The following is a 15,219-nucleotide window of genomic DNA, read 5'->3' as shown; positions in this document are numbered from 1 at the left end:
CCTCAAGTCTAAACGTGTGGGGGGCAGCTGTCTCATGATCGTTGGCACAGAGGGACCGCCGCGCCACCGGTACAGCGGAGCACCAATTGGATGGCACCGGTGCCATCGGCTCCGACGGCCTGAACCGCGCGGTCGCATACGAACCGACCCAGGTAGTACAAGAATCAAGGAGCCGTACCGGCTCCACGCCCCGACCCTCGCCAGCCTGCCATTGGTCTCGGCCCGGTCAAGGACACGCCGCGCTCCGCGCGGTGGCTTGGCGCCATCCTTGACCCGCCCTTCGACCAACGGCCAAGCGGCTGGTAGGTCGGGACGGAGGGATGGCCGTTATTCTGGTCTGACCAAGGGATAAACTCTACGGCGAACGCCTTCCGGCCCGAATCCCTTTGATCGTCACCGGGAGACCATCCGCCGCGCCACCGGGGCCGTCGAGCGACAAGCGGATGGAACCTGGGTGATAGGCTCCGACCATCTGGACCGCGTCGCCGCGCACGAACGGATCGGGCACGCACTGCGCTCATATGGTCGGCATGCTATCGTCGTTGTCACTCGAGCAGCAGGTCGAGACCGGCGGCACCGCCTGGCTGGGCGGCGACTTCGCCACCAACGCCTCGGAGGCGACACGCAAGGCCGGCTTCGGCCGCGATGTCCCGGTGGCTCGGTGGCACCACACCCGCTGGCTGTTGGATCAGGGGTGGGCCGGGACGAGGCGGAGTGGATCCCCCTCCAGCGCGACCTGCTTACCACCCTGCGCCGGTGCGAGATGACGCGTGTACCGGACGCCCTGTTTGAGGCGTTGGACGCGCCCAACGCCGAGGTACGGCAGGGCAAACCTCGGCTCCCCCGGAGAAATCGACGGCGGTAAGGCGCTTCGGAAGCGACGCAGTTACGCTCGAGCACGCTCTTGGCTCCCTGACGGCGCCACCAAAACCTTGTGTGTCGGATGGTACCTAGGATGGTACCTTTAACGAAAAACGGCGCCCCGAGGGGCGCCGTTCTGGACCATAAGGCCTTGATTTCATTGGTGGGCGCACAAGGACTCGAACCTTGGACCCGCTGATTAAGAGTCAGCTGCTCTACCAACTGAGCTATGCGCCCATACACCCCGGGTGCCGATCCAGCCAGTGACCGCCGTCGGGAGGGAGGGCTCAATAGCAGTCCGGCCGGGGGAATGCAAGCCCCTTGCCGGCACGACAGCAGGCCTCGGATTGAGCTTGGCCCGACGGCGGGGGCCGGCGACACCCGCGTCAGGGTGTAGGGCGCGCTCGACGGCCGGCCTAGCACTGCTTGGTCGCGAAGCGGATGTGCATTCGGGCGCCCTTAGCACGCCCGGGGACCGTGTGGCGATGCCGGTCCCAAGTCCCTGGAGACTGCGGCACGGCTCTCATCCCAATGCGGTCGTCTCCGGCCGGCGTCAGAACGCATCCATCAGTCGGTCAAGGAACCGCCGTTCCGGGGTCGGGCGGTCGGGCTCGTTGGCGCGACGGCGCAACTCGCGCAGGATGTCGTGGGCGCGTTGCGTGTCGGGCTCGCTCGGCACCTCGACCGAGCCGTCGTCCGCCGCGCCCATCGGGCGATTGAACGGGTCGCGGCCAAAGCCCGGACGCGGTCCCGGAAAGCCGGGAACGCCGCCTGGTCCCGGCCGCGCCGGGATCATGCCAAAGCCCGCGCCACCGGACCCCGGCTGGCCCATCATCTGGCCCATGGCCTGGCCCTGGCCCCGGGTCAGCGCGTCCAGCGCTCGCCCCTGGGCTCGTGCCGCCGCGTCGGCGCGGCCCTCGGCCAGCGCCTGCTCGGCATCGCGCATGGCCATATTGGCCTCGCCGAGGGCGCCGGGGATGCGGCCCAGACGCTCGCCGAGGTCGGTCATCAGGTCTTCCAACGCGCGGCGGAGGGCGCGCTGTTGCTCGCCCAGGCGTTGGGTTTCCGGGGTTGCGCGCGGCGCCGGCGCCTGGTTGCTCAGCGGCGGCTGGCGGCGGAACCAGTCCTCCAGCGATTCGCCGGGTTGGCGCCGGGCCTCCGGCGGTCGGTCGGGCCAGCGCGGAGGCGTGGCGCCCGTGCTCTCCTGCCCCTGACGAAAGGTCTCGTCCAGCAGCGCCTGTTGGCGTGTCACCACGTCGCGCAGACGGTCCATCATCTCGGCCGCCTCGGCCATGGCGCGGCGTTCGGCGGCGGTGGGGGGGCGGGCGGATTCGAGCTGCCGCAGCATCGCGTCCAATTGGTCCAGCAGCGCCTGCGCGGCGTCGTCGGCGCCCAGGTCGGAGAGGTCGCCGAGGCGGTTGAGCATATGCTCGAGGTCCTGGGGCGTCATCAGGTCGGCCCCGTCGGGCATGGCCATCAGGGGCATGTCGGCCAGCGGCATGGCCTCGGCCAGGGCCTGCATCAGGCGGTCCATGGCCTCGCGGAGCTGGTCGAGCCGGCGCTGGATCTCCTCGCGGGGGGCGCCCTGGTCGAGCGCCTCGCGCAGCGCCTCGCGCGCCTCGCGCAAGTCGCGCCGGGCCAGGGTGAGAGTGCCGTCCTCGATGGCCAGGGCGATGGACCAGAGCAGTTCAAGGTCCGCGTCCACGGCGCGGCCGAGGTCGCGGCGCAGCAGGCGCGCCGCCGCCGCCTTAAGTGTCAAATAGACCGCCAGCGACTCGTCTCGGGACGCGTAGTCCTCGGCCATGGCGGACAGTCGCGCCCCCACCGGCCGGGCGCGTTCGGGGTGGACGACGAGGTGGCGGCGGGCATCCACCACGGCCTGCGCGACCGGGTGGGAAAAGCGCCGCGCCGGCAGCAGGATGGAGACGGGCTCGCTGAGACCCACCTGGCCGGCGCCGTCCTTGGCCTGCAGACGCACGGTGACCGTTGTGCCGGCCCAGGGATGGGCGCTCAGGTCGCGGGTTTCAATTTGCTCCGCGCCGTCCTCACCGGGCGGCAGGTCCAGGTCCACAGGCGCGCCCAGCACTTGGTCGCTTGCGGCCCGGATCTGCAGCACGACGGCGGTCACACCATGATCGTCGCGGGGCCGGTAGGCCAGGCCGAGGCGGCCACGCGACTCCGCGCGCGGGAGGGCGGTCCAGGCGACGCGCGGCGGCCGGTCGGGCACCACCAGCAGGGGCTGGTCCAAGATGGTGTGGCCGCGTTGGGTCAGGCGGATCCGCGCGGCGGCGTCCGGCAGGGCCGTGGTCAGGCTCTGGCCGCCCTCGCCGGCGGGCTCCAGATCGCGGGGCGGGCCGGAGGCGCCGAAGTCGACCCGGCCTTGGCCCGACCCGCCGCGCAGCAGCGTCACGACCTCGGCGCCGGCCGGGATGGCCAGGGGCGCCGCGTCCGGGGCCGTCCCGAGCACGGCAGAGGGCGTGCCGACCCGGCCCTCGTCCGCGCCGCCGCCGTTGTCGTCCGGGCCAGAGCCGGTCTCCAGCATCACCGGCGGCTGCCCGGTATACTCCGGCGGCGTGATCCACACCTGGGCCAGCACCGGCGCGGCCGGCCCGCCCAAGCCGGGCGTGAGCGCGCGGGCCAGGCGGTCCAGCGACTCCGGCCCGGCGGCGACCAGCGCCACCGCCAGCACCAGCAGCGACAGAATCCGGAACGCGCGGGGGTCTCGCCGCGCCAGCCCGGGACGCGGCGGCATCACGCGCAGGCCGCGGCCCTGTGTTCGCAGGGTGGCCTGGTGGTGGCGCCAGAGGGCGCGCGAGAGCGGGTCGCCGGCGCCGAGGGCCAAGCGGTCGGCGGTTTCCGACGCCGGGCGATAGCCGGGCGGCGCCGTCGCTTCCAGGCGGCGTAGCGCGGCGCGCCGGGTGGGCCAGCGCCAGCCCCTCAGTCCGTGCGCGAGGGCCAGCGCAACGATGGTGGCCAGGCCGAGCAGAGCCCCAAGGTGCGCCCACCACGGTAATGCCGGCAGAAGGCCGGACAGCAAAATCGCCAGCACGACTCCGACCAGACTGGCCGCCGGCCACAGGCGTTGGGCGGCCCGCTCGCCGGTCAGGGCGAGGCGGGACAACGCCACGGCCCACCGCTGTCTGAAGCCGAAATCGCGCCCGGCATGGCCCTGGGCGCGGCGAAAGGCGGGGCGAGCGGAACTCCCGGGACTCGGTCGCGGCGGTGTCATGGCACATCCCGTCTGACGGGTTCGGTCTGGGCGACTCCGTCGCACCCGGATGACGCCGGACCGGCGGAGGGCGGCCACGGGCCAGCCGGTCCGCTCTTGAACATGGCCACGGCCGTTCGGGCTGTCCATATGAGGGGGCCGGGAAATCGGCGCGGCGGTGGCCGCGTGATACATGTGAGGCGGGTGACACTGCCGATTCTTCAGGCGCGGCTGGCAAACGGCTGAGGCGATATTTCAGCGAAAAATCAATCTTTTTGGGAGGACGCTTGGGAATCATCGGCGCTGCGGGCGCGTCTGAGGATGCTGTCACAGGAAAACGACTTAAGGGCTCGAAAGACGGGCGGTTCTTCGGCCTGGAGACAGGTCAGGCGATGGGCTCTGGAGGGTAAGGCACATCATTTTGTATGTTTGAGCTTGCGCCATGCAACATATGGCGTCAATCCCCAAAGAATTCTCTCTGTTCCTGTTTCGATCACGTTGCCTGCCGGGAGGGAGGCGGGTAGTCTCTTGGACATCGCCGGAAATGATCCGTAAGCGAAATCGGAAAGAAGCAAGCGAGGCTGTTATCGAGCGTTACGATGCTCGAAATCATTCTTAGCGGGTCTTGCGAATATTTCGGTTGTGTTATGGTTTTTATTGCGTTGTTTGCTGTTTTTATTGGTTTGTGTCTTTCGTGTTTCAAGTTTGATTTTAGGGTGCGGTTTGGTAGAGGCCGCAGGTTCGGAGACGCGGTCGGTTGGGTTCCGCCTTGATGCCGGATCACGGTTCGGGGCACCTTTGGGCGGGCCTGACGCATGAACACAAAAAGAACAGGGGGGCGTGGCCTCGGTCTTCGGTGGGCCACGGGGTGGTGTGCCGCGCCAGGGGCGCAGGCGGCAGCCGCCGGGACGTGAAGCTTCTGTGTCGCGACCTCAGGCATTAAACAAAACAAGGGCTTCGCTCGGAGCCCGACGATGACGAGGATGGGCGTCACCGTGTCGGACATGGATATCAGCACATTGTGGGATCGCGTGCGGCGGCAGTTGCGACGCGAATTCGGAACCGCCGCGTACAACAGCTGGGTGAAACCCATGACCGTCACCGCGCGAGATGACAGCGAGGTGACACTCGGGTTGCCGACGCGGTTCATGCGCGATTGGGTCATGACCCATTACGCGGATCGCATCCGCGCGCTGTGGTCGGGCTCGGATCCGGGGGGGCGGTCGGTGCGGTTCGTGGTGCTGACCACGGACGCGGCCGCGATGGCGGTCGGCGACGAGAAGGCCACCGACGGCGCCAATGGGGCCGATGACGACGAGGCCGCTCCGCCGACGTCCGCGCCGGCCGGAACCGCCCGGGGCAACGGCCGCGGGAATGGCAGCTCGCGCTGGAGCACGGCCAGCGACTCCCCGGCACGGCCGGTTCTCGACGCCGCCGCCGAGCGTCCCGTCGGCGAAGTGTTCTCGGCCCCGCTCGATCCGCGTTACACGTTTGACCGTTTCGTGACAGGCAAGCCGAACGAGTTTGCCTACGCCGCCGCCCAGCGGGTGGCCGATTCGGAACTCGTGCCGTTCAACCCGCTCTTCCTTTACGGCGGCGTCGGGCTGGGCAAGACGCACCTGATGCACGCCATCGCCCACCAGATTCGCGAGGCCCACCCGCACCGGCGCGTGGCCTATCTGTCGGCCGAGAAGTTCATGTACAGCTTCATTCGCGCCTTGCGGATGCAGGACACCATCTCGTTCAAGGAACAGTTCCGCTCCGTGGACGTGCTGATGATCGACGACGTTCAGTTCATCAGCGGCAAGGACTCGACGCAGGAGGAGTTCTTCCACACCTTCAACGCGCTGGTGGACCAGGGGCGGCAGATCGTGCTGTCCGCCGACAAGTCCCCCAACGACCTGGAGGAAATCGGCAACCGCCTGCGCTCGCGGCTGTCCATGGGGCTGGTGGCCGACCTGCACCCGACGACCTATGAACTGCGGCTCGCGATCCTGGCCTCGAAGGCCGATCACCTGGGCGCCGAGGTGCCGCCGAAGGTGCTGGAGTTCATCGCCCACAAGATCGTCTCCAACGGCCGCGAGGTCGAAGGCGCGCTCACCCGGCTGGTGGCCCACGCGCAGCTGGTCGGTCGGCCGATCACGCTGGAGACGACGCGCGAGGTGTTGCACGACCTGCTGCGCACGCACGACCGCCGCCTGACCATCGAGGAAATCCAGAAGAAGGTCGCCGAACACTACAACGTGCGCGTCGCCGACATGTCGTCGGCACGGCGCAGCCGCTCGGTGGCCCGGCCGCGCCAGGTGGCCATGTACCTGTCCAAGCAGCTCACCCAGCGCTCGCTGCCGGAGATCGGCCGCAAGTTCGGCGGCCGCGATCACACCACCGTCATGCACGCGGTCAAGAAGGTCGAGGAGTTGTGCCAGACCGACGCCGCCTTCGCCGAGAACGTGGACCTGCTGCGGCGGATGCTGGAGAACTGAGGGGGGCGCGGTCGGCGCCAGCATGTGGTGGCGGGCAGGCCCCCGCTACGGCTGGAGATAATGAAGACTGGCCACTGTCGCGGCGACCATGCCCGCGCAGAGCGCGAAGATCGCCAGGACGGTGCCGACGACGACCCCCCGGCCCGGAAGGGCGGCGATGGCACCGCGGAGCGCCGCCGCGTCGCTGGGGGCGTCGGCGCGTACGTTGCCGATCTCCGTTGATAGGTCCGCGCGCAAGGCGGCGATGCCGTTGGCCGACTCGCTTCGGGCATTGGCGATGTCTGTTGTCAGGTCCCCGCTGTGCTTGAAGACTTTCTCGCCGATCCTGGTGCCCGCATCATCCGTCAGCACAACGTGATGGCTTTGACTCGCCCAGTCGACGCCCGCGTACCATTGACGGTCATTGGTCATGGTTCCACTCCTTTCGAGGCACGAGCCACCGCAACCTTAGCCAATTCCTGTACTGGCGCTCGGACTGTTCGCCACAGGTCCGGCGCGGACTCCCCACGGGGCTTGGGTCGCGGCCAATCCGCCAGGGCGCGCGTCCTCCCCAGGTGGTCAAGCCACAGGAGTCTATGGGCTGCTCCCGGCGAATCGGCTCGGTTCAGGAAGGATACACACCGCTTCGGGCCGTCGCCCGCTGGTCACGCTTCGTTCCGCTCCGCTTCACTGCGCGTGACCAGCGGCGTCATTCATTCCCAGAACCGCGTGAGATTGGTACAGGAGTCAGGCAAGCACCTTCCGGCGGGTTGGAGAGCAGGCCGTAAAAAGGGTGCAGGCCGGACTCCCTCCCCGTTTACGGGGAGGGTTGGGGTGGGGTCTTGTCCCGTCCCGTCAGCTCGCGCGAACGCTGGCGGAAAAGTGTGAATACGATAGTCCAGGGGAGGGAGTCTGATCCGCGCCTGGGGCTCCTGTCAGGCACCCAGCGAAAGCAGGCTGACCCGTGACGGGGCCATAGTGAGAACTGCTGCGAAGACATCCGCCGTGACCCTTACGTCGGGTCCTGACCGTCGAGGAAGGCGGCCACGGCCGGCGTGGCGCGCAGTCCGTACAGATCGTCGTTGTCCGGCAGTTGCGGGCGGTCGCGGTCGGCGTTGACCATGCACAGAAAGCCCATGGGCTCGTCGCCGCGCGTCCGGAACTGGTGCCAAGACATGGGTGGGATCAGCACCAGATCGTTGGGCGCCACCCGGCGCACTGTCTCGCCCACCAGGCACAGCGCCTCGCCGCGCAGGATCATTACCCCATGCGCGTGTTCGTGGCGTTCCAGGGTGGTGTGGCCGCCTGGCGCGACCTCGAAATAGCGCAGTTCACCGGCCAGGAACGGTTCCGAGAACAGCACCTGACGGGACACGGCCTTGAACGGGGCGCTGCCTTCTTCCTTGTAGGCCAGGACGTCCACCCCCTGCCAGCGGAACGGCTCGGTCGGGGCGCGAAAGCGGGAGGTGCGGGTTGGGCTGTCGTCTCGCATCGGCGGGTCGGTCCCTATTCGGCCACGGCGGGGGTGGGGGCTGGAGTGGCCCCGCTCAGCGCGGCCACATGGTCGCAAAAGGCGCGCGTCTCCTCCACCAAACGATCGCGCGCCAGCAGCAGGCCGCCGCCGATCAGCAGCATCACGTCCTTGCCGTAGCACTCGATCATCTCCGGCACGCGGTCCAGCGTCATGCCGCCGGCCGGCACCGGCATGGCCGGCTTCAGGCCGTCCCAGGGCCGCGTGGCCCGCTGGCCGAGCGTCACGCACACCTCGCGCGTGAAACTGAAGCGGCCGCCGTGGTTGGTGTAGATCACCGCGTCCCCGCCCATCAGGCGGAACAGCGTGCCGTGCAGGAACGGCGCATCGATCCGCTGCGCGCCGGTCATGGTCGGGTGGGTGAAAAAGGCGAAGTCGGGCGCCTCGCGCACCAGCGCCTGGAAGGCCGGAAAGCCGGCGATCATGGGCTGGATCATGGCACAGTCCAGGCCCTCGTCGCGGGCCAGCCGGATCATCGCCCGCAGCCGGTCCAGGTCGCCGGTCAGGCTGGGGATGTAGCGCGTGGGCAGGCCGGTTTCCTCGCGCGCCTTGCGCACGGCGGCGGCGATGGCCGGCACCCGCTCGTCATAGGGCGCGCTGGCCTGATCCGCGAGGCCATGGTCGTCCTTGATATAGTCCAGCCCGCCCAGCGCGAACCGGTGGGCCAGGTCCGCCAGCCCCGCCGTGGACAGACCCTGCGGCTTCAGCGCCGAGCAGGTCAGCGCGCGGTCGTGAACGCCGACCCGGTCGCGCAGGCCCGGGATGCCGTGACGCGGGCCGCCGAATGCCTCCAGAATCTCGGGCGGGAACTCGGCATCGACCAGCACCGTGTCCGGCTGGATCGACGTGTTGCCGTAAATCATGTTGAGCAACTGCCCGGCCTCGCCGTCGACGGTCGACGGGGCCAGGCCGATGCGCACCTGATACAGGCCGGGCGACAGCGCGGTGATGTCCTGGACCTCGCCCACCACCTCGTCCAGCACCCGCTGTTCGGTGATCGCCGGGATCGGCATCTCGACCGACTGCTCGACGGCGATGCCCTTGGCCCGGGACTCGATGGCCTCGGCCTCGGCGGTGACGTGGTAGGTGACGACGATTCGCTGTGTCATGCGCAAAGGGTCCTGTCGTGGGCCGGGAAAAAACGGCCGCGCATGGTAGCGTAAACACGCGCCCCGTCAAACCGCCGGAGAGACGGCGCGCGACGTCTGTCGTCGAAATCTTGGCTTTTCTCGACCAAGCGTCCGGACATTGCCAACCAAAGCGGACAAGCGAAGGGCCTATACCCTTGAAGTGTATCAAACAAAAATCGTTGGGCTTATGACAGCGTGACCACCAACCGCAGTGCGTGGCCCGCCGACGCGGCCTTGTGCGCTCTGCGGGAGCGGTCGCAGGTGGCGGAGAATGAGTCACGCGCTGCTGCGTCGTGTGTGATACGGTCCCCATGCGTCCTCATACGAAATCCGACTCACTCATGAAATTCCTCGACCAGGCCAAGATCTATCTCAAGAGCGGCGACGGCGGCCCCGGCTGCGTCTCGTTCCGGCGCGAGAAGTACATCGAGTTCGGCGGCCCCGACGGCGGCGACGGCGGGCGCGGCGGCGACATCATCGTCGAGGCCGTGCCGAACCTGAACACGCTGATCGACTTCCGCTACCGCCAGCACTTCAAGGCCGAGCGCGGCATCCACGGCATGGGCGCCAACCGCACCGGCCGGGGCGGCGAGTCCATCACCATCCAGGTGCCCGTCGGCACCGAGATCCTGGCCGACGACCGCGAGACCCTGCTGGCCGACATGACCGCGCCGGGCCAGCGCGTGACCCTGTGCCGGGGCGGCGACGGCGGCTTCGGCAACGCGCGCTACAAGTCCTCGACCAACCAGGCGCCGCGCAAGGCCGGCCCCGGCTGGCCGGGCGAGGAACGGTGGGTCTGGCTGCGGTTGAAGCTCATCGCCGACATCGGTCTGGTGGGCCTGCCCAACGCCGGCAAATCCACTCTGTTGGCGTCCGTCACCCGGGCGCGGCCGCGTATCGCCGACTATCCCTTCACCACCCTGCACCCCAATCTGGGCGTGGCCACGGTGGACGACCACGAGGTGGTGCTGGCAGACATCCCCGGCCTGATCGAGGGCGCCCACGACGGCGCCGGCCTGGGCACACGCTTCCTGGGGCATGTGGAGCGCTGCCCGGTGCTGCTGCATCTGGTGGACGGCACGGAGACGGACGGGGTGGACGTCGCCGAGGCCTACCGTATCGTGCGCGGCGAACTGGACGAGTACGGCGCCGGGCTGGCCGGCAAGCCCGAAGTGGTGGCCTTGACCAAGGCCGACGCGCTGACGGATGACCTGATCGCCGACCAGAAGAGCCGCCTTGAGGACGTGTGTGGGCGGGCGGTGGCGGTGATCTCCAGCACCTCCGGGCGCGGCCTGACGGAGGTGCTGCGCGCCCTGATGCCGGCCGTTCGCGCGGCGCGGGCGGCGGAGGCCGGCCCCGACGACGCGGCGGAGGAGGAGGCGTGGACCCCATGACCGCCGAGACCGGGCAACCCCTGGCGCGCGTGCCGGCCGCCGGACGCATCCGCGCGGCGCGGCGGCTGGTGGTCAAGATCGGCTCCGCCCTGCTGGTGGACGACCGCTCCGGCAAGACGCACCGCACCTGGCTGGACGCGCTGACGGACGAAGTGGCCATGCTGCGTCGGCGCGGGCAGGAGGTGATCGTCGTCTCCTCCGGGGCCATCGCCGTGGGCCGGCGCATCCTCGGCCTGACCCAGCCGGGCCGCGCCCTGCGCCTGGAGGAAAAACAGGCCGCCGCCGCCACCGGCCAGATCCGGCTCGCCCACGCGTGGCAGGAGGCGCTGGCCCACCACGACATTACCGTGGCCCAGATTCTGCTGACCCTGGACGACAGCGAGAACCGGCGGCGCTACCTCAACGCCCGCAAGACGCTCGACCAGTTGCTGGCGCTGGGCGTGGTGCCGGTGGTCAACGAGAACGACACCGTCACCACCCAGGAAATCCGCTTCGGCGACAACGACCGGCTGGCGGCGCGAGTGGCGGCCATGGTCTCGGCCGACGCGCTCGTGTTGCTGTCGGACATCGACGGCCTGTATACCGCCAACCCGCGCGTCGATCCCACCGCGCGGCGCCTGGACGAGGTGCGCGAGCTGACGCCGGAGATCGAGGCCATGGCCGGGTCCACCGGCTCGTCCATGGGCAGCGGCGGCATGGTCACCAAGCTGATCGCCGCCCGCGTGGCCATGGATGCCGGCTGCGCCATGGTCATCGCGCCGGGCAAGGGACTGGGGCCGCTGGCGGCGCTGGAGGCCGGCGGGCCGGGCACCTGGTTCCTGCCGGCGCAGGAACCGCGCGCGGCGCGCAAGCGCTGGATCGCCGGGGCGCTGAAGCCGGAGGGCACCGTGGTCCTGGACGCCGGCGCGGCGCGTGCGTTGTTGCGCGGCAAGAGCTTGCTGCCCGCCGGGGTGACGCGGGTGGACGGGGCGTTCCAGAAGGGCGCGCCGGTGCGCATCGTCGACGCCGACGGCCGCGCGCTGGGGGTCGGCCTGTGCAACTACCCGTCCGACGAGGCGCGGCTGTTGCTCGGCCGGCGCACCGGCGACATCGAGGCCGTGCTGGGCTATCGTGGCCCGGACGAACTGGTGCACCGCGACGACATGGCGCTGGTGGTGGGCGGCGAGGCCTCCGAAGGGCACGAATAGAGGACGCAGACCATGGACGCGCTCGATCAGACCTCCACCGACATCGACGCCCTGATGCACGACATCGGCCGGCGCGCCCGCGCCGCCGGGCGGGTGCTGGGCACGGCGCCGACGGAGGCGAAGAACCGTGCCCTGGTCGCCGCCGCCGCCGCCCTCCGCGCCCAGGCCGAGGCCATCCAGGCCGCCAACGCCACCGACATGGCCGCCGGCGAGGCCAAGGGGCTGTCGAAGGCGATGCTCGACCGGCTGTTGCTCAATGATGCCCGCGTCGAGGCCATGGCCAAGGGCCTGGAGGACGTCGCCGCGCTGCCCGATCCGGTGGGGACCGAACTGGCCGCCTGGGACCGACCCAATGGCCTGCGCATCGCCCGCGTGCGCGTGCCCTTGGGGGTGATCGGTGTCATCTACGAAAGCCGGCCCAACGTGACCGCCGACGCCGCCGCGCTGTGCCTGAAGGCCGGCAACGCGGTGATCCTGCGCGGCGGCTCGGAGTCGTTCCAGTCCTCGCGCGCCATCCTCGCGGCCGTGCACGCCGGTCTGGCCGAGGCCGGCCTGCCCGCCGACGCCTGCCAGATGATCCCCACCACCGACCGCGCCGCCGTCGGCGCCATGCTGCGGCTGGCGGAGTTCATCGACGTCATCGTGCCGCGCGGCGGCAAGGGCCTGATCGAGCGGGTGACGGCGGAAAGCCGGGTGCCGCTGTTCAAGCACCTGGAGGGCATCTGCCACACCTACATCCACGCCGCCGCCGACCCGGCCAAGGCGCGGGCGGTGACGGTCAACGCCAAGATGCGCCGCACCGGCATCTGCGGCGCCACCGAAACCGTGTTGGTGGACCGCGCGGTGGCCGCCGCCATGGTCCCCGCGCTGGTCGAGGACCTGACCGCCGCCGGCTGCGCGGTGCGCGGCTGCATGGAGACCCAGGCGTTGGACGTGCGCGTTCAGCCGGCCACCGACGCCGATTGGGACACGGAATACCTGGACGCGATCGTGTCCATGAAGGTGGTGGAGGGGCTCGACGAGGCCATCGCCCACATCGCCGAGCACGGCTCCGACCACACCGACGCCATCCTCACCGAGGACCCGGCCGCCGCCGAGACGTTCCTGAACGCGGTGGACAGCGCCATCGTCATGGTCAACGCTTCGACCCAGTTCGCCGACGGCGGCGAGTTCGGCATGGGCGCCGAGATCGGCATCGCCACCGGCAAGCTGCACGCGCGCGGCCCGGTCGGCGTGGAACAACTCACCAGCTTCAAGTACCAGGTGCGCGGCACGGGGCAGACGCGGCCCGCCTGAGCCTGATCCGGCTCGGGCGGGCGCATCCGGCGCGCCCCCTCAATACATCTGCGCCGGCAACCACAGCACCAGGGCGTCAAACTGGAACACCAGGAAGATGCCCAGGATCTGCAACAGCACGAACGGCACCACGCCCTTGTAGATGTGGCCGATGGTGATCCCTGGTGGCGCCACCCCCTTCAGGTAGAACAGCGAGAACCCGACCGGCGGCGTCAGGAAACTGGTCTGCAGCGTGGTGGCGAACAGCACCGTGAACCAGATCAGATCAAAGCCCAGGGCCTGCACCACCGGCGCCACAAGCGGCAGGATGATCAGGCTGATTTCCAGCCAATCCAGAAAGAAGCCGGCCATGAAGGCGATGAACAGGATGAACACGACCACGCCCCAGTCGGGGAACGGCAGGCCCTCCAGCAGGCCGCCGATGAACTCGTCGCCGCCCAGCGAGCGCATCACCAGGGCGAACGCGGTCGCGCCCAGGAAGATGCCGAAGATGAAGGCCGTGGTCAGCATGGTCTCGCGGCAGACCCGGCGCAGCACTTCGATGTTCAGGCGCCGGTTGGCGGCGGCCAGGATGGTGGCGCCCAGGGCGCCGATGCCGGAGGCCTCGGTCGGCGTGGCGATGCCCAGGAAGATCGAGCCCAGCACGGCGATGATCAGCATGAACGGCGGCACCACCGCCCAGATCACGGCCAACACATCGCGCCACGTCACGGCCGCCGTCTTGTCGGGGGCCGGCGCCCACGCCGGCTTCATCAGGCCGATCACGATCACATAACCGACGTACAGCGCGCCCAGGATCAGGCCGGGGAACACCGCGCCCATGAACAGGTCGCCCACCGGCAGCGACAACTGGTCGGCCATGACCACCAGCATGATGGACGGCGGGATCAGAATCCCCAGGGTGCCGGAGGAGGCCACCACGCCCGTCGCCAGGCTCTTGTTGTAGCTGGCGGCCATCATCGGCGGCAGCGCCAGCATGGACAGCAGCACCACCGAGGCGCCGACGATGCCGGTCGACGCCGCCAGCAGCACGCCGATGACGATCACCGTCAGCGCCAGGCCGCCGCGCAGGCTGCCGAACAGCTTGGTGAAGTTGGCCATCAGCTTGTCGGCGACGCCCGAGCGGTCGAGCATCAATCCCATGAAGATGAACATGGGCAAGGCGACCAGCACCCAGTTCTGCATCTGCGCCCAGATACGATCGACGATGATGGCGAAGTCGTTCCATTCGTCGAGGAAATAGGTGTCGATGTTGAACCAGTTGAGCAGGATAAGGCTGATGACCAGATAGGCGAACGAGACGCCGCCCAGCACCCAGGCCAGCGGAAACCCGGTGAAAATCAGCCCCATGAAGGTGGCCAGCAGGCAAATGACGATGATTTCGTATTCGAACACGGTGGCTCTCCTGCGAACCGCCCGGCGCGGCGGCCGGCCGTGACGCGTCCGGGTCCGTCAGGAACCGGGCGGTGCATCGGGGCATGTCAGAGGGGTCTGGGGCGATCGAACAGCAACGCGGTGCAGCGCAACAGGCGGGACAGGGCGGCCAGGAAGATCAGGGCGAACCCCCACACGATGAACGACTTGAGCAGCCACGTGTAGGGCAGCCCGCCGGGCGCCGGCGATCCCTCGTTGAGCCTGAACGAGGTCAGGGCGTAGGGCACGGCCTCGACCAGGATGGCCACCGAGAAGGGCAGCAACAGGAACAGCAACCCGAACAGCTCGATCCAGGCGCGTGCCCGCCGGCTCCACCGGTCCACCAGGGCATCGACCCGCACGTGGCGGTTCCAGGTGATGGCGTAGCTGAGGCCGACGATGAAGCCGATGGCGTACAGGTAGAGCTGCAACTCCTCCAGCCACACCGTGGCCCGGCCGAACACGTACCGCATCGTGACGTTGGTGATGATGCCGATGACCAGCAGCACCCAGATCCACGAGGCCACGTTGCCCACCCGCATGATGAAGTGGTCGATGGCGTTGGAAATACGGGTGCGCGGCAACATGCGGTGTTCGGCCGGCAGGCCGTCCGCGCTCATGCCCTCGTCGTTGAACGGGGGCTCCTGAGAGGCGTGGGAAGGCTCGCTCATGGGGGGTGGTCCTCTGCGGCGGTGACCCGAACGCGACCGAAACCCCGGCCCCGCCCGGGCGGCGCG

The 15,219-nt window shown here is 69.3% G+C and carries 11 protein-coding genes and 1 tRNA gene; 5 read left to right on the top strand and 7 right to left on the bottom strand.

The features are described 5' to 3' along the window. Positions 1-521 precede the first annotated feature (521 nt). The gene (locus Q0309_RS18620; RefSeq protein WP_366940584.1) at positions 522-767 is read left to right on the top strand and encodes a DUF3363 domain-containing protein; all 246 of its coding nucleotides are present in this window, start codon (positions 522-524) and stop codon (positions 765-767) included. Positions 768-1,022: 255 nt separating this feature from the next. On the opposite strand, the gene Q0309_RS09245 is transcribed toward Q0309_RS18620, so the two are convergent. Next, positions 1,023-1,098 (bottom strand) — tRNA-Lys (locus Q0309_RS09245). Positions 1,099-1,414: 316 nt separating this feature from the next. Beyond that, entirely contained in the window at positions 1,415-3,988 is a 2,574-nt protein-coding gene (locus Q0309_RS09240) for a TIGR02302 family protein (RefSeq protein ID WP_299439832.1), read from the bottom strand. Positions 3,989-5,043: 1,055 nt separating this feature from the next. Here Q0309_RS09240 and dnaA point away from each other — a divergent pair. Further along, positions 5,044-6,552: a chromosomal replication initiator protein DnaA gene (gene dnaA, locus Q0309_RS09235; protein WP_299439830.1), complete on the top strand. Its 1,509-nt coding sequence runs from the start codon at positions 5,044-5,046 to the stop codon at positions 6,550-6,552. A 45-nt stretch (positions 6,553-6,597) separates the two neighbouring features. On the opposite strand, the gene Q0309_RS09230 is transcribed toward dnaA, so the two are convergent. From Q0309_RS09230 to Q0309_RS09220, 3 genes are all read right to left on the bottom strand, one after another. Further along, positions 6,598-6,963 (bottom strand): hypothetical protein, encoded by a 366-nt coding sequence (locus Q0309_RS09230; protein WP_299439828.1) that lies wholly within the window; start codon positions 6,961-6,963, stop codon positions 6,598-6,600. 580 nt (positions 6,964-7,543) lie between these two features. Further along, positions 7,544-8,023 carry a cupin domain-containing protein gene (locus Q0309_RS09225; protein WP_299439826.1) on the bottom strand — a complete coding sequence of 160 codons (480 nt, stop codon included), beginning with the start codon at positions 8,021-8,023 and terminating at the stop codon, positions 7,544-7,546. Positions 8,024-8,037: 14 nt separating this feature from the next. Continuing rightward, positions 8,038-9,171: a RuBisCO large subunit C-terminal-like domain-containing protein gene (locus Q0309_RS09220; RefSeq protein ID WP_299439824.1), complete on the bottom strand. Its 1,134-nt coding sequence runs from the start codon at positions 9,169-9,171 to the stop codon at positions 8,038-8,040. A gap of 362 nt (positions 9,172-9,533) precedes the next feature. Here Q0309_RS09220 and obgE point away from each other — a divergent pair, with 362 nt between their 5' ends. Genes obgE through Q0309_RS09205 form a run of 3 tightly spaced genes read left to right on the top strand, consistent with a single transcriptional unit; the run spans position 9,534 to position 13,069 of the window. After that, complete coding sequence (gene obgE / locus Q0309_RS09215; RefSeq protein ID WP_299439822.1) at positions 9,534-10,586, top strand: GTPase ObgE; 1,053 nt, start codon at positions 9,534-9,536, stop codon at positions 10,584-10,586. Next, positions 10,583-11,773: a glutamate 5-kinase gene (proB, locus tag Q0309_RS09210; protein WP_299439820.1), complete on the top strand. Its 1,191-nt coding sequence runs from the start codon at positions 10,583-10,585 to the stop codon at positions 11,771-11,773. The genes obgE and proB overlap by 4 nt, the downstream gene beginning before the upstream one ends. 12 nt (positions 11,774-11,785) lie before the next feature. Then, a complete protein-coding gene (locus tag Q0309_RS09205; RefSeq protein WP_299439818.1) occupies positions 11,786-13,069 on the top strand; it encodes a glutamate-5-semialdehyde dehydrogenase in 1,284 nt (427 codons plus the stop codon). A gap of 39 nt (positions 13,070-13,108) precedes the next feature. Here Q0309_RS09205 and Q0309_RS09200 read toward each other — a convergent pair whose 3' ends face one another. Both Q0309_RS09200 and Q0309_RS09195 read right to left on the bottom strand, forming a co-directional pair. Then, positions 13,109-14,464: a TRAP transporter large permease subunit gene (locus tag Q0309_RS09200; protein WP_299439816.1), complete on the bottom strand. Its 1,356-nt coding sequence runs from the start codon at positions 14,462-14,464 to the stop codon at positions 13,109-13,111. An 86-nt stretch (positions 14,465-14,550) separates the two neighbouring features. Continuing rightward, the gene (locus Q0309_RS09195) at positions 14,551-15,153 is read right to left on the bottom strand and encodes a TRAP transporter small permease subunit (RefSeq protein ID WP_299439814.1); all 603 of its coding nucleotides are present in this window, start codon (positions 15,151-15,153) and stop codon (positions 14,551-14,553) included. Positions 15,154-15,219: the final 66 nt, after the last annotated feature.

This window comes from uncultured Rhodospira sp., assembly GCF_937138205.1.
In the GTDB taxonomy this organism is placed as follows: Bacteria; Pseudomonadota; Alphaproteobacteria; order Rhodospirillales; family Rhodospirillaceae; genus Rhodospira.
This window is presented reverse-complemented; position numbering and strand designations above follow the sequence as displayed.